The organism is Pseudomonas sp. RGM2987, assembly GCF_022952855.1.
In the GTDB taxonomy this organism is placed as follows: Bacteria; Pseudomonadota; Gammaproteobacteria; order Pseudomonadales; family Pseudomonadaceae; genus Aquipseudomonas.
On sequence record NZ_JALJDX010000180.1, the window covers coordinates 1 to 17,283 of the forward strand.

Sequence of the window (17,283 nt, forward strand, 5' to 3'; positions counted from 1 at the left end):
CCCCGCTCCCACATGGTCCAGGTCGTTATTCAGTCATCAAAATGTCATGACGATAAACAGGATGGTACCAAGCACCGCCGCCCAAGGCCGGGCCAATCTCCCGGTGTCCGGCTGCGCTACGCTGTGGTTCACTGGCCCGGGCCTCTACACTGGGCGCGTGGCGCTGCCTTGAGACGTTTAGAAAACTTGTATCAGGATTTCTCATCGGGGGGATGGATGGACAGGTTCCAGGAAATGCAGGTGTTTGTCGCCGTGGCTCAGGACGCGGGGTTTTCGGCCGCGGCGCGCCGCCTGGGGCTGTCGGCGGCCAGCGTGACGCGGGCGGTAGCGGGGCTTGAACAACGCATCGGTACGCCGCTGTTGGTGCGTACCACACGTAATGTTTACCTGAGCGAAGCGGGCCAGCGCTTTCTCGAGGACACTCGGCGGATCCTGGCGGACTTGCAGGAAGCCGAGGATTCGGCGGCCGGCAGCCACGTGCAGCCTCGTGGGCAACTGACGATCACCGCGCCGGTACTGTTCGGCCAGTCGTTTGTCACGCCGGCGCTGGTCGATTACCTGCAACGGTTCCCGGAAGTCAGCATCAACGCCCTGCTGCTCGATCGCACGGTCAGCATGGTCGAGGAGGGCATCGATGTGGCGGTGCGCATCGGTGAGCTCCCGGACAGCAACCTGCACGCCATCCGTGTGGGTGAGGTGCGGCGAGTGGTGTGCGGTTCTCCGGATTTTTTTGCGCGCCACGGGCGACCCGAGCACCCCCAGGACCTGGAGCGCATGCCGGTGGTAGCGTCTTCGGCCATTGGTCAGATCAAGAGCTGGGCCTTCCTCGACGCAGGCCAGGCATTGGCTGTTCGTCCGGTGCCACGCCTGGTGGTGACGGCTAACCAGGCGGCGATCGCGGCCGCCTGCCGAGGACTGGGCATGACCCGCGTCCTGTCGTACCAGGTGGCGGGCAATGTGGTTGCCGGTGAGCTGGAAATCGTCCTGGCTGAGTTCGAACTGCCGCCGCTGCCGATCCACGTTGTCTATCAGGGCGGGCGTAATGCGCCGGCACGGGTGCGCAGTTTCGTCGATTTCATCGTCAATGCCTTGCGCGAACACACGGTCTTGAGCGGCTGGGGCAATTGTTTCACGGGCTGAAACAATGGATTGCGTTTGCGGGTGATTCTCTGGTTTTTAACCGCAGAGGAAGATGACCCCATCGACGCCGTTGTGCTGATGGCGTCACTCTCAGCGGAGTCGACCATGAAACCTGTCAAGCACTACCACTTCCCACTTTCCGGCCATTCGCACCGTGTCCAACTGATGCTTTCGCTGCTTGAGCTACCGGTCGAGGTGGTTTTCGTCGACCTGGCCAAGGGCGCTCACAAAGCGCCTGAGTTTCTTGCCATCAATGCATTTGGCCAGGTGCCGGTCATCGATGATGACGGCGTGGTGCTGGCCGATTCCAACGCCATTCTGGTGTACCTGGCCAATAAATACGGCAAGGGCCGCTGGCTGCCGACTGACCCGATCGGCGCCGCCCGGGTACAGCGCTGGCTATCGGCAGCGGCTGGCCCTATCCACGCGGGGCCGGCAACGGCGCGGCTGATCACGGTGTTTGGCGCGGCTTACAACGCCGAGGATGTAATCGCTCGTTCCCACAGCGTGTTGAGGCTCGTCGATCAGGAACTGAGCGCCAGCCCCTATCTGGCCGGTGATACGCCTACCATTGCCGACATTTCGGCCTACACCTATATCGCCCATGCACCGGAAGGCAACGTGTCGTTGGATGATTATGCAAATGTAAAGGCATGGCTGGCGCGGATCGAAGCCCTGCCGAATTTTGTAGGCATGCCGCGTACGGTTGCGGGGTTGCAACGGCACGTCTGAAACAACAGGCAAATTTCCTGTGGCGAGGGAGCTTGCTCCCGCTGGGCTGCGAAGCAGCCCCGATAAAGACTACTCGGTGCAGGGGTCCATGGTGTGGCATGAAGTCCGGGGGCTGCTGCGCAGCCCAGCGGGAGCAAGCTCCCTCGCCACGGGGATTGGTGGTGCTTTTTGTTTCTAGGCGTATGAAAGCGCCCGTTCTTCCAGCATTTCTTCATACAGGCGCACCCACTTGCGCCCCATCTCCTCGGAGGTGAACAGCTGGCGGTAGCGGGCTTCGGCTTTCTGGCCCATGGCATGGGCCTGGGCAGGGTTTTCCCACAGGGTACGCATCGCCTCGCGGAACGCCTCGGGACTACTTGGAGGCACCACCAGGCCGGTTTCGCCGTGGATGTTGATATAGCTGGTGCCGGTGCCGATTTCGCTGGAAATCATCGGTTTGCCGAACATTGCGCCTTCGAGCAGCGAGATACCAAAAGCTTCGGAGCGCAGGTGTGACGGGAATACGATGGCATAGCTCAGTTCCAGTAGCGCTACCTTGTCTTCGTCCCCCAGGCGACCCAGGAAATGCAGGTTGCGCAGGCCCAAGGCCTTGGCCTGGGCATGCAGCTCCTTCTCCAGCGGGCCTGCGCCGACAATGACCACTGGATAGTCCACGCCTTTAAGTGCGTCGAGCAGTATGTGCAGGCCTTTGTAGTAGCGCATCACGCCGACGAACAGGAAGAAGCGCTCGCCCAGTTCGGCTTTCCACCTCGCCATGCGCTCGCTGTCAGGCTGTGGATAACTTGCTTTATTGAGGCCGTAGGTGATGACCCGGGTTTTGTCGGGGTAATCCTTGAGCACATCGCTGGTATGCACATAGTTTGGCGACGCGGCGACGATGCGATCAGCGCCGTCCAGGAAACGTCGCATCAAGGGCCGGTACAGCGTCAACAAGTGACGCTGACGAACGATGTCCGAATGGTAGGTAACCACGTAGGGTTTTTTCACGGCGCTGCAAAAGTGCACCACGTCCATGAACGGCCAGGGAAAGTGGTAATTGATCACGTCGGCTTCGGCGGCCAGCTCACGGAATTTCTTGAAAACACTGTAGGAAAAACCGGTGGAGGCGAGTTGGAAATCCATGCGAGCCTGATGCACGACATGTTGCCGGATCTTGATCGGCTCGGGGCCTGACCGTTCGCTCAGGGTCAACACGGTGTTATCGATAGCCAACCGGTCGGTGCTGTCGCACAGCTGGAAAATCACCTGTTCGATGCCGCCCATTGAGTCAGGCAGGTAGGTTTTGTAAAAGTGCAGGACTCGCATTCAACCTCCCAAGGCCTGGCGATACGCTGCAGCGGTCAACTTCGCGCAACGTTCCCAAGAAAAAAGTGCCGCTTGTTGCAACCCTGCCTCCCGACACGCTTGCCAGTGCGGCCGATCTTCGATCAACCGGAGCATAGCCTCACGCATGTCCTGGGGATCGTCCGGTGCGCAATAATTGCCGGCCGCTCCTGCCACCTCGGGCATTGCCGAACAGCGGGTGGTAATCACCGGCGTGCCGCTGGCCATGGCTTCAAGCACCGGCAGGCCGAAGCCTTCGTAGCGCGACGCAAAGATCAGTGCCCGGGCGCCCGCGAGCAACTGGGCAACCTGTTCATCCGGCAAGTAACCGGCCAGGCACACATGACCGCCGGCCAGGGCGCTTCTGAGTTCATCATTGAGCTGCGCCTGCTGCCATCCGCTCATTCCCACGATAAACAAAGGAAAGGCCTGACGCACCGACTCGGGCAAGCCTGCGTGGGCCCGAAGGGCCAGCGACAGGTTCTTGCGCGGTTCCAGGGTGCCGACGCACAGGAAATAGCGACACGCCTCCAGGCCATGGGCCTTGAGTACTCCATCGATGGCTTCGGGGGCGCGTGGATGAAAACGTGTCGAGACACCCAACGGGGCGACTCGCAGGCGTTCGGCTGGCAGGCCAAAGTGCTGCTGGACTTCATCGGCAATGAACTGCGAATCCGTCAGGATAATCCGTGCCTGTTCCACGGCGCGCCCCAGCCTTCGGTCAATTTCTCTGAGCCGGGCCGGCGGTTGCGTCTGGGGATAACGCACGTGGGTCAGGTCATGCAGGGTCATCACGGTCGGGCCGTCGAAGGCCAACGGCCACAGGCTGGGTTCGTGGTACAGGTCGATGGTCGGGGAACGGCGCTGATCGAAACGTTTCTGTTCCAGCCAGCGTCGTGCTCGATACGCGCCCGGAACCTGGCGCAGCAGCGGGCCGAGGCGTGAATAGCCCGGCATGGCGGCTTGCGGCAGCTGCGAGCTCCAGCCCCAGCCGTGGAACAAGGACAGATGCACATCCGGCTCCCGGGTCAGGGCCGTCGCCAGTTCCGCCACATAGTGGCCGATTCCGGTACGCGGGGCCTGGAGAATCCGGGCGTTGAAGGCTATCCGCATACCGCTTCCCTGTCGGAGGCAGTAGTCGTCACGTGATGCTCGATGCGCTCCACCAGTTGCTCACTGGCCTGGCGCCAGCTCAGCCACTGCCACTGATCGAGGGTGCGCTTGGCCGGGAATGCTCCTGTGCGCTCCATATCGGTGACCAGGTTCGCCAGGCTCTGGGGATCCTCCAGGTCGAAATAGGCCATGAAATCGCCGCCGATTTCCCGAAACACGTCGATATCGCTGGCCATTGCCGGCAAACCACGCTGCATGGCTTCGACCAGGGGCAGGCCGAAGCCTTCCACGTAGGATGGGAACACCAGTGCGGTGGCGTGCTGGTAGGCGTATTCCAGGCTCTGGTCGTAGAGATTGTTGAACATGAACAGATTGCGACCCAGTTGCGGATGGCGCCGGATCCGCTCAATCAGGGCTTCGCATTTCCAGCCGATCTTGCCGACGATGCACAGGCGCGCCCGTGAGCCGACAGCCCAGGCCTGTTCGAACGCATCGAGCAGATACGCATGGTTCTTGCGCGGTTCGATGGTGCTTACCATGAGAAATACCGGCTCGGGTTGCTTGAACAGGCGCTGCAAGTCCAGGTCGACGGCACGGGTTTGATCAATCAGATCCAGGTCGCTGCCCAGGTAGAAATAATCGAACCAGCGCCCGAGCACTTGCTGTTCACCAACGCGGCGTACCATCTCCTGGCGCAGTTGTTCCTGGATAGTGGTGGAAATGGTGATGTAGCCATCGGCGGTGCGGGCAATCCAGTCGAACCAACGGTTGAAGACCTTGACCAGCCCCGCGTCGCAAAACTGCGGGTGAGTCAGGGGAATCAGGTCATAGACCACCGAGATGATACCGACGCCATCGCGCTTGAGTTGTTCGGCCAGGGGAAAGAAGTCGGCATGCCAGGACGAATCCAGTAACACCAGCTGATCACCGGCCCGGTGCGCCAGCGGTACGATGCGCGGCGGGACCTGACGGCCCCTGAGCGCCAGGTTGAGCAGACGAATCGGGATGCTCAGGCAGCCGAAGACGAACAATCGAAAACCGACATACAACAGGCGACGGGCCCAAACCGACTGGCCGAAAGGGCGGCGCGACTCCAGCGTCCGGTATCTGAGCCAGAACAGGTTGGCCGCTTGTTGCAATCGCTCGCGCAAACTGGCCAGATCCCACTTTTTCGTCGGTGGCGGTGCCAGGCTTTTAACCTCGTAGAGCTTGCCATGCAGCATCACAACCGGAATATATTCTCGCTCCCGATCCTTGGCCGGTAGCTCGCGTATGACGTTGCGCACGACCCTCTGAATCCCTGAGTTTGCCTTCGGATTTTCATAGACATAAGTGCACTCAACCAACAGGCGAGTCATGGCAACTCCTTTTGCGCAAGCGCTTCGACGGCGGGCAGGCTTGAGCGCTGGATGCTGGTGCGGGCCTCAAGCCACGAACAGCCAACGAAATCTTCCTGGCGATTGTTGATCACGTGAAACACCAGCCCGTAGTCGCGCCACTCGAAATTACGGTCCAGGTGCGAGTCCAGTCGCGACAGACTCAGGGCGACGGAGTAGTTGCCCTTGCCCAGGCGCATGTCGAAGCTGAAGCGGAAGGTAACGCGCTCGCCGGCCACCAGGTCAGTGACAGCCTGGTCCTGGCGGTGAGTATTGATGCCGTACATGGGCTGGCCGAGGCGGTCCTTGATCAGGAAACCCAGCACCAGTCGCTCGATATCCTTACGAATTTCGACCCGCACCTGCAATACCATCGGCTGGCCGATCTCGGCCACTTCCACCGGCTGGCCCTGGCTGTTGAGCAGTTGCACGTCGAGAATGCCGGCCTCGCCGGTGCCGGAGATGGTCCGCACCTGACCATTGGCGAGCATTTCCTGGCGAACGATCTGGCCCTCGCGCTGGGCCAGCATCGCGTTGTAGTAGTCCATCACTTCTTCGGGCTTGCCATGCATGGCCATGCGCCCGTTTTCGAGGAGGATGGCGGTGTCGCAGATCGACTGGATCGCCGAACGGTCGTGGGACACGATCAGCAACGTCGTGCCGGCCTTGCGGAAGCTGCGGATGCGCTCGAAGCTCTTGTGCTGGAAGTAGGCGTCGCCCACCGACAGCGCCTCGTCGACGATCAGGATATCCGGCCGCCGGGCGGTGGCGACGCTGAAGGCCAGACGCATCTGCATGCCGCTGGAGTAGGTGCGCACCGGTTGGTCGATGGCCTCGCCGATTTCGGCGAACCCTTCGATCTCCGGCATCAGTGCCTGGATTTCTTCCACCTGCATGCCCAACAACTGACCGGCCATGTACGCGTTCTGGCGGCCCGTGAAGTCCGGGTGAAAACCCATGCCCAGTTCCAGCAGCGCAGCGACGCGGCCTCGCAGCTGGATGTGGCCGCAGGTGGGTTGGGTAGTGCCGGTGATCATCTTGAGCAAGGTGCTTTTGCCGGCGCCATTGACCCCGACGATGCCGACGGCTTCCCCGGGCTGGATCTCGAAGTCCACTCCTTGCAGGATCCAGTGCAGTTGATGACGTGGACGGGAAAACGGGATCGCCCATTCGAACAGCCGGCTCCAGCGGTTCGGATACTGTTTGTAGGCCTTGCCCAGGCCCGTGACTAGCAAATGTCCCATCAGAGTTCGTCCACCATTTCACCGCCACGCTGACGGAACATTCGCAGCCCCAAGGCGCATAGCAACAGGCCGACCACCAGCAGCGGCGTCAGCGAACTCCAGACCGGCCACTGGTTATACAGAAACAGGTTCTGGTAGCTCTGCATCAGGGCGGTCATGGGATTGAAGGCGAGCAACTGCTGGATCGATGGCGGAAGGATCGACATCGGGTAAACGATCGGCGTCAGCCAGAACCAGAACTGCAGGAAAATCCCGAACAACTGGCCGACGTCGCGGAAAAACACATTGAGAATCCCCAGCAGCATGCCCAGCCCGGCGGCGAACATCACCTGCAAAGCCAGCAACGGCGCCAGCGCCAGCAGGCTCAAACCCGGCAGGCGACCGGTGATCAGCAGGAAGCCGAGAAACAGCCCGAGGATGATCGCGAAGTTGATCCCGGCATTGAGCAGGACAATCACCGGCAGGCAGATCCTGGGAAAGCTGATTTTCTTCAGCAGGTTGGCGTTTTCCAGGAACATGCCCTGGCTGCGGGTGGTGATTTCCGCGAACAGGCCCCAGGTCAGCAGCCCGGCGCACAGGTAGACGCTGTAGGCCATGCCGTCCTCAACTCCCGGCAGGCGGGCGCGCATGATGTGGGAAAAAATCACCGTGTAGACCAGAATCATCGACAGCGGATTGAGCACCGTCCACAACGCGCCGAACAACGAGTTGCGATACCGCGACTGGAACTCGCGCTTGACGCTGCCGAGGACGAAGCCGCGATAGCTCCACAATGTGCGCTGCAAGGTCAGCAACATCATACGACCCTGCCGTAGTGATCCTCGAAGCGCACGATGTCGTCTTCGCCCAGGTATTCACCGCTCTGGACTTCAATGATCACCAGGTCGATGACACCGGGGTTTTCCAGGCGATGCTTGTGGCCGGCGGGGATAAACGTTGATTCGTTCTTGGCCACCAGGTGCGAGCCCGAGCCGTTGTTGGTGACCTTGGCCATGCCTTCGACCACCACCCAATGCTCGTTGCGGTGATGGTGCATTTGCAGCGACAGCGACGCGCCGGGCTTGACCACGATGCGCTTGATCTTGAAGCGCCGGCCTTCCTCGAGCACGGTGTAACTGCCCCAGGGGCGGCTGACCGTACGGTGCAGGCGATAGGCTTCGTGGTCCTTGTCCTTGAGTTGCCGTGCCACACGGCGCACGTCCTGGGCGCGGTCGGCGTGGGCCACCAGCACGGCGTCCGCGGTGTCGATGATGATCAGGTTTTCCACGCCCAGAGCGGCCACGAGCCGGCCCTCGCCCTGGACAAAATTGTTCTGGCTATCGATGAACAAGGCTTCGCCTGTGGCGCGGTTGTTCATGGCATCAGCGGGCACCAGGCCAGCCACAGCGTTCCAGGAACCGATGTCGCTCCAGTCGAATGAGGCTGGAATCACCACGACGTTGGTGGAGCGCTCCATCAAGGCATAGTCGATGGAGATGTCCGGCATCTCGCTGAAATGGCTCGCGGACAATTCCTGTTGCACGCAGCCTGAGGTCTCCACGGCTGTGCTGGCCGTGACGCAGGCCCGCGCCTGCTCCAAAAGCTCGGGTGCGTGGGTTTGCAGCTCCGCCAACAGGGTCTTGACGCAAAAGCAGAACATCCCGGAATTCCACAGGAACCGACCGCTTTCCAGGTAGTGGGTGGCGGTCTGCAAATCCGGTTTTTCGACGAAACGCACCACCTTGGCGGCGCCCTTGGTGTCCAGCGGCTCGCCCCGTTCGATATAGCCGAAGCCGGTTTCGGCGGCCGTGGGCAGCACGCCGAAGGTCACCAGGTGACCGCTCTTTGCCAGTTCCACTGCATGCTCCACGGAGGATCTGAACGCGGCCTCGTCCTTGATCAGGTGGTCGGCGGGCATGACGACCAGGATTGCATCGTCACCGTGCAGCGCTTGCACCGCCAGGGTGGCAGCGGCAATGGCCGGCGCGGTGTTGCGGCCGGTCGGTTCCAGCAGAAAATGCCCGCGATGACGCTCCAGCTGGGCGCTTTGATAATGGTCGCGGCTCTGGAAGTAGTACTCGCGATTGGTCACGGTGACGATATCGCCGCGACCATCGAACAGCCTTGCGGCACGGTGATAGGTTTTGCCCAGCAGCGACTGGCCGTCGGGCAGGATCATGAAGGGTTTCGGATGGCCCTCGCGGGACACCGGCCACAACCTCGTCCCGGCGCCGCCGGAGAGAATCACGGGAATGAGCATGGCCTACTCCTTGGCGACGCGTTTCATGTCCGCATCCATCATCATGCGGATCAGGGTGTCGAGGTCGGTCCTGGGCTTCCAACCCAGGACCCTCTGGGCCTTGGCCGGGTTGCCGAGCAGCACTTCGACTTCGGCCGGGCGCAAGAACGCCGGGTCGATCTTCACGAAGTCGCGGTAATCCAGGTCCACGTGCTCGAAGGCAATCCTGCACATCTCGCGAACGGTGGTGGTGATCCCGGTGGCCACGACGAAATCGTCGGGCTTGTCCTGCTGCAGCATCAGCCACATGGCCTCGACGTAGTCGCCGGCAAAACCCCAGTCGCGCTTGGCGTCGATATTGCCCAGGCGCAGTTCGGTCTGCTTGCCCTGCTTGATGCGCGCCGCGGCGTCGGTGACCTTGCGGGTCACGAACTCGATGCCGCGCAGCGGTGATTCGTGGTTGAACAGGATGCCGCTGCTGGCGTGCAGGCCAAAGCTTTCACGGTAGTTGACGGTGATCCAGTGGCCGTACAGCTTCGCCACGCCGTAGGGACTGCGGGGGTAGAACGGTGTGTGTTCATCCTGTCGCTCGGCCTGGATCAGCCCGAACATTTCACTGGTGGAGGCTTGGTAGAAACGGGTCTGGGGACTGAACTGGCGAATGGCTTCGAGCAGATGGGTGACCCCCAGACCGTCGACGATGCCGGTGGTTACCGGTTGGTCCCAGGAGGCGGCGACGAAGCTTTGAGCGGCCAGGTTATACACCTCATCCGCCGCCGACTTGATCACGGCCCGCTGCACGGAGCAGGCATCAGCCATGTCACCGTCCAGGTAAACGATGTCCTGTTCGATGCCCATCTCTCGCAATCGCCAGCGCGAATCGCTGCTGCGCCGTGCCACCAGGCCATGGACCCTGTACCCCTTGTCGAGCAGTAACTTGGCCAGATACGCGCCGTCCTGGCCGGTGATCCCAGTGATCAATGCACTTTTCATTCTTCTTTTACCCGTATCTCCCAGTCGGACAGGATCGCCCGCAAGGATTGTTGTGTTGTTGTTTCAGGCGTCCATCCGGTGGCCTGTCGTAGCTTGGCGTGGCTACCACAGACGCGACGCTGTTCTGCGCGGCGAAGCCGTGTAGGGTCCTGGATCAGTTGCACATCGACCTGGGCAATGTCTGCCAGTTGTTCGATCAGGTAGCGGATGCTCTGCTCGTGGCCCGAGCAGATGTTGTAGACCTGCCCCGGTGCGCCCTTGTCCAGCAGGGCCAGGTAGGCTGCGATCACGTCGCTGACATCCAGGAAATCGCGGGTCACGTCGATGTCGCCGACTTGCAGCCGGGCCGGCTGCAGACCCTGCTTGATACGGCTGATCTGCCGGGCCGCACTGGCGATGACAAAGCTGTCTTTCTGACCGGGGCCGATGTGATTGAACGGGCGCGCAACCAGTACCGGCCAGCCTTCGCTCATGCCCCATTGCAGGCTCAGCAGTTCGGCCGACAGCTTGCTCACAGCGTAGGGATTGCGCGGCGCAGGGGCGTGCAATTCGGTGATCGGCAGCTGGTCTTCGCTGACCTGGCCATAGACATCACCGGAGCTGACATACAGGAATGTACCGGTAAAGCCTCGGGTCTTGAGAGCCTGGAGCAGGTTCAAGGTGCCGAGCAGATTGATTTGCAGGGTACGCGCCGGGTCACGGAAGGATTCGGGAACGAACGTCTGGCCAGCCAGGTGGATCACGGCGTCAGGTAATTCGGGCCAGAGACCTTCCAGGGTCTTGGCGTCTGTCAGGTCAAAGCGGGCTGGAACCGGCATTACCTGCCACGTCGAGTCGTGATGGGCCAGATGGGATTTGATCTGACGTCCCACGAAACCGCTGAGGCCCGTAATGAACAGACGTTTTTTCAAGCACCGGCCCCCTTCGTAAGGTCTTCGTCTATCGCGGCGCGTGTGGGAAATTTCCTTAAGATCTGGGAAAAGTCGTTCAACGAGGAGCGTAGAGAAGCGTTGTTGTAGTTGTTTGCCTGCCAATCTGTGCCAATTTCACGGCAATTTCAACAGCGCAGACCGTGACCGGTCAGTTCTCATATTTATAGTCGGTTTATTCACACCGGGCGGTTCACGAACCCTTGGCGGATGTGTTTAGAATGCCCCTCGTCACACTGCCCGCCTCCGGAATTTCGATCTTCGGATCATGCTGTAGGAAAGGGCTACAAAAACAAGAACGAGACGGGTAACCAGATGATCGGCGAGTGCGGCCCCGGCCGGTTCGATGCGTGATTCGACCGTCGTGAAGAAGGCTGCCAGGATGGCGGCCCGATGATGGGGTGCCATGAATTTCATTCTTTACTCGGACGTGAACGATCACTCCATCAGCCAGAGCCTCGGCCGCCCGGAGTACAGCTATTACTTCGTGCTCAAGGCCTATCGCCCGGTCCTGGAGAGCCTGGGCCAGGTGCATGTGGTGTCGTCGGTCGCCGAGGTCGATCCGCTGTATCTGACATTGCAGCAATCCGGGCAGGACTGCCTGTTCCTTTCATTTTCACCCCCGCACAAGACGCCGTTGGACCTGCAATGCCCGATGGTCTGCGTGGTGGCCTGGGAATTCGATTCGATACCGGCCGAGCACTGGGACGGCGACCTGCGCCATGACTGGAGCCGCACGCTGGCCCGCCATGGCCGGGTGATTACGCTGTCCAGTCATACGGCCGAGGCGATCCGGCGTACCTTGGGCGAGGGTTTCCCGGTATTGGTCCTGCCGACGCCGCTGTGGGAACGCTTTGCCGGCGTTCGCGAGCGATACCCGAGCCGGCCGGTGAACCCAGGCACCGTCCTGCAAATCCGGGGCTGCATCATCGATACGCGCTCCCTTGGGCTTTCAGCCGATGGCCTGATCGCGCCGCTCGTCGAAGAGGAGCCTGTGCCTGAGCCGGTACCCGAGCCGGTACCCGAGCCGCAACCGGACATCGAGCCTGCTCACCTGACCTGGCGACGACGTGCGTTCGTCTCTCGCCATTACCTGCGCGAAGTCATTCGGGTCTTTACGCGCAGGGCCGAGCAGGGCCGCTTGTGGCAGATCAAGCACAACCTGTTGTGCTGGTATCGTGAAGCAGTGCGCGACCTGGTGTCGGTGCCGCTCCGGGTGATGACCAGCCGGGTTTTGAGAGGACCAGCGGCACTGCCGGTGCCGGTGTTTATCGAGCCGCCGCCTGAGCCCCCGCCGCCGGAACATCCCCAGGCGGTCCTGCCGGACACCAGCCAGATCATGGAAACCCAGGTCAGCGGGGTGGTGTATGTCAGCGTGTTCAACCCCGATGACGGGCGCAAGAACTGGCATCACCTGATCACCGCATTCTGCTGGGCCCTGCGGGACGTCGAGGACGCCACGCTGGTGCTGAAAATGACCCAGAACGACCTGTCGACCTACTACGTCGAATTGCTCACGTTGTTGTCGCAACTGTCGCCATTCAGTTGTCGAGTGGTGGTGATGCACGGCTTCCTGGAGGACGAACAATTTGCCCGGTTGTATGGCGCAGCGAGTTTCTACGTCAATGCTTCGCGCTGCGAAGGCTTGTGCCTGCCGCTGATGGAGTTCATGTCCTGTGCACGACCGGCCATCGCCCCGGACCACACGGCGATGCGCGATTACATCGACCCCGAGGTGGCCTTTATCGTCAAGTCCAGCCGTGAGCCGACCATCTGGCCGGAAGACTCGCGCATCCTGTATCGCACCTTGCGCCACCGGCCCGATTGGGGCTCGTTGAAGCTCGCCTATGAGCAAAGCTATGCCATGGCCCGGCACCAGCCGCAGGCCTACCAGGCCATGGCCGAGGCGGCGAATCAGCGTATGCGCCGCTATTGTGGTTTCGAGCCGGTGCAGCAGCGCCTGACCGGTTTCCTGGCGGCCCAGGCGGGCGCCGAACAGCTGTCGCTGGTGGCCAGCGCAGGTGCCGCCTCATGCTGATCATCATTTATTCGGAAACCAACCAGACCAACATCCTGGAAAACCTCGGCAAGCCTGAGTACAGCTATTACTTTGTGCTCAAGGAGTTCCGCCCGGTATTGGAGCGGCTGGGGCAGGTCGTCGAAGTGACCCGCCCGGATGAGGAAGTCGATCGGCTGTACGCCGATTGCCGGAGTCGTGGCGAAGATTGCGTATTCCTGTCCTTCTCTCCACCTCATCGCACCGCCGCTCACTATGCTTGCCCGACGGTCCCGGTATTTGCCTGGGAGTTCAGCACCATCCCTACCGAGAGCTGGCAAGGCGAACCCCGGCATGACTGGCGTGTGGTATTGGGCGCAACGGGCATGGCGATCACCCATTCCAGCTTCACCGTCAACGCCGTGCGCGAAGTGATGGGCGCGGACTTTCCCATCGTCGCCATTGCGGCGCCCGTGTGGGACCGCTTCGCCGCCCGGGGCGCGTTGCTGGCGCAGCGGCCAACGGTCGATCACCTGCGCCTGCAACTGCGTGGTTTGTTGATCGACAGCCGCACCATCGACCTGCGGCCCTATGGCCCGCCTGCTCATCAGGCCGGTATACCGCAGGTGCTTGATGGCCCGGCCCAGGATTGCGAGTTGCTGCTCGACGGTGTGGTCTATACGTCGGTGTTCAACCCGTACGACGGGCGCAAGAACTGGAAGGACATGATCAGCGCCTTTTGCACCACGTTTCGCGACGTTGATGACGCCACGCTGGTGCTCAAGCTGACCCACCATGACGTCAGCGCTGCGCTGACCGACATGCTGCACCATGTCTACAAGAATCAGTCTTACCGGTGCCGTATCGTGCTGATTCATGGTTACCTGGCGGATGCGGACTATGAGCGCCTGGTAGAAGCCACCCGTTACGTGGTCAACAGTTCCTATGGCGAAGGGCAGTGCCTGCCGCTGATGGAGTTCATGTCCTGTGGCCGTCCGGCCATTGCACCGCTGAACACGGCGATGGCCGATTACATCGACCACGACAACGCCTTCGTGGTGGACTCCACAGAGGAGTTGACCGCCTGGCCCCATGATCCGCGCGCGGCCTATCGCACCCTGCGCTATGTCACCGATTGGGACTCGCTGTGCTCGGCCTTTCACGCCAGCTATGAGGTGGCCAAGAACGACCCCGAGCGCTATCGCCGGATGTCCGCCCATGCCGTGCGCAGCCTGGAGACATTTTGCAGCCAGGCCAACGCCGAGCAGCGGTTGCAAGGGTTTTTCCAGCAGGTGTCCGAGCGGCGTCGGAGCGCGCCGCAGCCATGATCCAGCGATGGCTAGCACGGCTCAGGCCGCCGGTTGAACCTGCGCCGCCACCCGCCGGCCGCGTTTCGCCCCGTGATGCGGGGCTCTACGATGCGATGCTCGACGGCTGGTTCAGCAATGAAACAGGCGAATTGCTCAAAGGCTTCGCCCTTGGCGCAGGCGACACCTTGCTCGACGTGGGCTGCGGGGAGGGCGTGGCGACCTTGTTCGGCGTGCGCCAGGGCGCGTCGGTGATCTTCACCGACAGCGAGCACGATAAGGTGCGCGACCTGGCGCGCCAGGTCGAAGAGCAGACGCGCGCGCCGTTCCTGGGACTGGTGAGCAACAGCTTGCCGCTGCCCCTGGCCGATGGCTGTGCAAATAAAATCGTCTGCATGGAAGTGCTTGAGCATATCGACCAGCCGGAACCGTTCATGGCCGAGCTGGTGCGCATGGGCCGGCCAGGGGCGCAGTACCTGCTCAGCGTACCGGCACCGGTGGGCGAGCACCTGCAGCAGGGCATCGCGCCGGCCGCCTATTTCCAGTCGCCCAACCACGTGCAGATTTTCAGCGCTGAACGCTTTGCCGCGTTGGTGGAGGACGCCGGGCTGGTGATCGAACATCGCCAGGCCAGCGGCTTCTTCTGGGTCATGGGCATGATTTTTTTCTGGGCCAGCCAACAGGCAGCCGGGCGCAGCCTCGAAGGTGCCGTGCGCGACCGCATCCAGGCACCGTACCCGCCTTTGATGGAGCGCTGGGCCAGTGTCTGGCAGGACTTGCTGACGCAACCCGATGGCCTGGCGATCAAGCAGGTGCTGGACCGGTTCATGCCCAAGAGCCAGGTCATCATCGCGCGCAAACCCGATCCTTCGACCAGGAGTGGCGCATGAGCAGCAAGCGGATCATGGACATCGAGTTGCTGCGCGCCGTTGCGGTGGCCGGGGTGCTGTTCCATCACATACAGGGCATGTTCCCGGGCGGCTGGCCGCGCTTGACGGCGCTGGCCGATACTTTCCAGCTGTGGTGGGGGGTGGATCTGTTCTTTGCCATCTCGGGGTTTGTCATCGGACGCAGCCTGATTCCCCAATTGCGTCGTTGCGAGGGCCCTCGGCAGTTCTGGGCCGTGACCCGCGAGTTCTGGATTCGCCGGGCGTTTCGCCTGTTGCCGTCGGCCTGGCTCTGGTTGTTGCTGGTGCTGTTAGCGGTGTTCTTCTTCAATCGCTCCGGCGCGTTCGGCAGCGTGCAGGCCAATCTGCAAGCGACCCTGGCCGGTTTCCTGCAATTTGCCAACCTGCGCTTCGCCGACGCCTTCATGCGCTATGAATACGGCGCGAGTTTCGTCTACTGGACGCTGTCGCTGGAGGAGCAGTTCTACCTGATCTTGCCGCTGCTGGTGTTTGTCTCGCGCCGCTATCTGGTTTGGGTGCTGCTGGCGGTCGTTGTGGTGCAGTTCTTTACCTGGCGGGCACTGTGGCTGTCGGTCATCCGCACCGATGCCCTGGCACTGGGCGTGTTGCTCTCGATCTGGAGCCTGCGTCCGAATTATTGGCGCTTCGAGCCCAAATGGCTGCGTTGGCCCGGGCTTGGGGTGTTGTTGATCGTGGCGGCGGGGGGCGTGATGGCCTGGATCGCGACCGAGCACTTCAACCTGTCTTTCTACCGCCTCGGCGTCATCGCGCTGCTCAGTGCCGTGCTGGTCTGGGTGGCTTCCTATGACCGGGACTACTTGTTGCCTCGGAGCCGGTTGAAAACCGCGCTGACCTGGATGGGCAGCCGGTCCTACGGGATCTACCTGATCCACGTCCCGGTGTTTTTCCTGTTGCGCGAGCTGTGGTTTCGTTTCGCGCCGGTGGGCTCGCAGGACCCGGCGAGCCATCCCTGGCTGGCCCTGTCGTGCGCGTTGTTGTTGATCGGCCTGTTGAGCGAGCTCAATTTCCGGCTGGTGGAAATGCCCCTGCGCAATCGCGGCGCCCAACTGGTCGGACGCCTGTCCGCCACCCGAACCCTTCCCGTCACCGGAGCCCCTTCATGCTGAGCCTTTTGAAGAAACTCACCACGGGCACGCCCGCGCCCGCTACGCCTACGGCTGAGAAGGTCGACCCGTATATGCTCGGGCTGCACGATGCGATGCTCAGTGGCTGGTTCAACCAGCAGACCGGAGAGCTGTTCAGCGGTTTTCCGGTGACGGCTGACGACACGCTGCTGGACGTAGGCTGCGGCGATGGCGGCAATGTGCATTTTTGTGCGATGCGCGGGGCGAAGATCATCATCGCCGACATCGACGCGGCCAAGGTCGAGGCCACCCGCCAACGCTTGAGCGACACGCCGGCGCGGGGCGTCGAATGCCACGTGACCGACTGCAACCCGCTGCCCATCGCCGATGCCACGGCCACTCGGGTGGTCTCTACCGAGGTCATCGAACACGTCGATGACCCGGCGCAGTTTCTCGCCGAACTGGTGCGGGTCGGCCAGCCCGGTGCGTTGTATTTATTGAGCGTGCCGCACCCCAGCTCCGAAGACCTGCAAAAAGATATCGCCGCACCGGAGTATTTCCAGAAGCCGAATCACATTCGCATCATCAGCGAAGAGCAGTTCAAGGCGATGGTCAGCGAGGCCGGGTTGGAGGTGTTGAGTCACAGCCAGTACGGTTTCTATTGGTCGATGTGGATGCTGCTGTTCTGGGAGGCCAAGGTCGATTTCAGCAACGCCGACCACCCGTTGCTCAACCATTGGGCCGATACCTGGCAGGCGGTGCTCAATTCGCCACGCGGGGCGCAGATCAAGCAGGCTCTGGATGCGGTGGTGGCCAAGAGTCAGGTGATTATTGCGCGTAAGCCTGCTTGACCGAGCGACTTCTTGTGGCGAGGGAGCTTGCTCCCGCTTGGGTGCGCAGCGCCCATTGAAGAGGTCGC

Annotated in this window: 16 protein-coding genes; 7 read left to right on the forward strand and 9 right to left on the reverse strand. The window is 61.7% G+C overall.

Annotation, left to right across the window (positions count from 1 at the left end; genetic code table 11):
* Positions 1-216 precede the first annotated feature (216 nt).
* Together RGM2987_RS10715 and RGM2987_RS10720 are read left to right on the forward strand one after the other, a co-directional pair.
* The gene (locus RGM2987_RS10715) at positions 217-1,140 is read left to right on the forward strand and encodes a LysR family transcriptional regulator (RefSeq protein ID WP_245140640.1); all 924 of its coding nucleotides are present in this window, start codon (positions 217-219) and stop codon (positions 1,138-1,140) included.
* Positions 1,141-1,245: 105 nt separating this feature from the next.
* On the forward strand, positions 1,246-1,872 hold the full coding sequence (locus RGM2987_RS10720) for a glutathione S-transferase (RefSeq protein WP_245140642.1): 627 nt from the start codon (positions 1,246-1,248) through the stop codon (positions 1,870-1,872).
* 174 nt (positions 1,873-2,046) lie between these two features.
* On the opposite strand, the gene RGM2987_RS10725 is transcribed toward RGM2987_RS10720, so the two are convergent.
* The 9 genes from RGM2987_RS10725 to RGM2987_RS10765 form a co-directional block, all read right to left on the reverse strand.
* Complete coding sequence (locus tag RGM2987_RS10725) at positions 2,047-3,177, reverse strand: glycosyltransferase family 4 protein (protein ID WP_245140645.1); 1,131 nt, start codon at positions 3,175-3,177, stop codon at positions 2,047-2,049.
* The gene (locus tag RGM2987_RS10730; protein ID WP_245140648.1) at positions 3,178-4,308 is read right to left on the reverse strand and encodes a glycosyltransferase family 1 protein; all 1,131 of its coding nucleotides are present in this window, start codon (positions 4,306-4,308) and stop codon (positions 3,178-3,180) included. It lies immediately after the preceding gene.
* On the reverse strand, positions 4,299-5,666 hold the full coding sequence (locus RGM2987_RS10735) for a glycosyltransferase family 1 protein (protein WP_245140651.1): 1,368 nt from the start codon (positions 5,664-5,666) through the stop codon (positions 4,299-4,301). Before RGM2987_RS10735 ends, RGM2987_RS10730 begins: the two co-directional genes overlap by 10 nt.
* Positions 5,663-6,928: an ABC transporter ATP-binding protein gene (locus tag RGM2987_RS10740; protein ID WP_245140653.1), complete on the reverse strand. Its 1,266-nt coding sequence runs from the start codon at positions 6,926-6,928 to the stop codon at positions 5,663-5,665. Before RGM2987_RS10740 ends, RGM2987_RS10735 begins: the two co-directional genes overlap by 4 nt.
* The gene (locus tag RGM2987_RS10745) at positions 6,928-7,725 is read right to left on the reverse strand and encodes an ABC transporter permease (protein ID WP_245140731.1); all 798 of its coding nucleotides are present in this window, start codon (positions 7,723-7,725) and stop codon (positions 6,928-6,930) included. The genes RGM2987_RS10740 and RGM2987_RS10745 overlap by 1 nt, the downstream gene beginning before the upstream one ends.
* The gene (locus RGM2987_RS10750; protein WP_245140655.1) at positions 7,725-9,167 is read right to left on the reverse strand and encodes a mannose-1-phosphate guanylyltransferase/mannose-6-phosphate isomerase; all 1,443 of its coding nucleotides are present in this window, start codon (positions 9,165-9,167) and stop codon (positions 7,725-7,727) included. Before RGM2987_RS10750 ends, RGM2987_RS10745 begins: the two co-directional genes overlap by 1 nt.
* A gap of 3 nt (positions 9,168-9,170) precedes the next feature.
* Complete coding sequence (locus RGM2987_RS10755) at positions 9,171-10,139, reverse strand: GDP-mannose 4,6-dehydratase (RefSeq protein WP_245140657.1); 969 nt, start codon at positions 10,137-10,139, stop codon at positions 9,171-9,173.
* Positions 10,136-11,050 (reverse strand): GDP-mannose 4,6-dehydratase, encoded by a 915-nt coding sequence (locus RGM2987_RS10760; protein WP_245140660.1) that lies wholly within the window; start codon positions 11,048-11,050, stop codon positions 10,136-10,138. Before RGM2987_RS10760 ends, RGM2987_RS10755 begins: the two co-directional genes overlap by 4 nt.
* Before the next feature lie 249 nt (positions 11,051-11,299).
* The gene (locus tag RGM2987_RS10765) at positions 11,300-11,485 is read right to left on the reverse strand and encodes a hypothetical protein (RefSeq protein WP_245140663.1); all 186 of its coding nucleotides are present in this window, start codon (positions 11,483-11,485) and stop codon (positions 11,300-11,302) included.
* Between RGM2987_RS10765 and RGM2987_RS10770 the strand changes: the two genes are divergently transcribed.
* From RGM2987_RS10770 to RGM2987_RS10790, 5 genes are read left to right on the forward strand one after another with little or no spacing between them, the layout of a single operon-like run.
* On the forward strand, positions 11,475-13,106 hold the full coding sequence (locus RGM2987_RS10770) for a glycosyltransferase (protein WP_245140665.1): 1,632 nt from the start codon (positions 11,475-11,477) through the stop codon (positions 13,104-13,106). The two genes, RGM2987_RS10765 and RGM2987_RS10770, sit on opposite strands and share 11 nt — an antisense overlap.
* Positions 13,100-14,392, forward strand: a complete 1,293-nt coding sequence (locus RGM2987_RS10775) for a glycosyltransferase (RefSeq protein ID WP_245140667.1) — start codon at positions 13,100-13,102, stop codon at positions 14,390-14,392. The genes RGM2987_RS10770 and RGM2987_RS10775 overlap by 7 nt, the downstream gene beginning before the upstream one ends.
* Positions 14,389-15,261 (forward strand): class I SAM-dependent methyltransferase, encoded by an 873-nt coding sequence (locus tag RGM2987_RS10780; RefSeq protein ID WP_245140670.1) that lies wholly within the window; start codon positions 14,389-14,391, stop codon positions 15,259-15,261. Before RGM2987_RS10775 ends, RGM2987_RS10780 begins: the two co-directional genes overlap by 4 nt.
* The gene (locus RGM2987_RS10785; protein ID WP_245140672.1) at positions 15,258-16,406 is read left to right on the forward strand and encodes an acyltransferase; all 1,149 of its coding nucleotides are present in this window, start codon (positions 15,258-15,260) and stop codon (positions 16,404-16,406) included. The genes RGM2987_RS10780 and RGM2987_RS10785 overlap by 4 nt, the downstream gene beginning before the upstream one ends.
* Positions 16,400-17,215: a class I SAM-dependent methyltransferase gene (locus tag RGM2987_RS10790; RefSeq protein WP_245140674.1), complete on the forward strand. Its 816-nt coding sequence runs from the start codon at positions 16,400-16,402 to the stop codon at positions 17,213-17,215. Before RGM2987_RS10785 ends, RGM2987_RS10790 begins: the two co-directional genes overlap by 7 nt.
* Positions 17,216-17,283 lie beyond the last annotated feature (68 nt).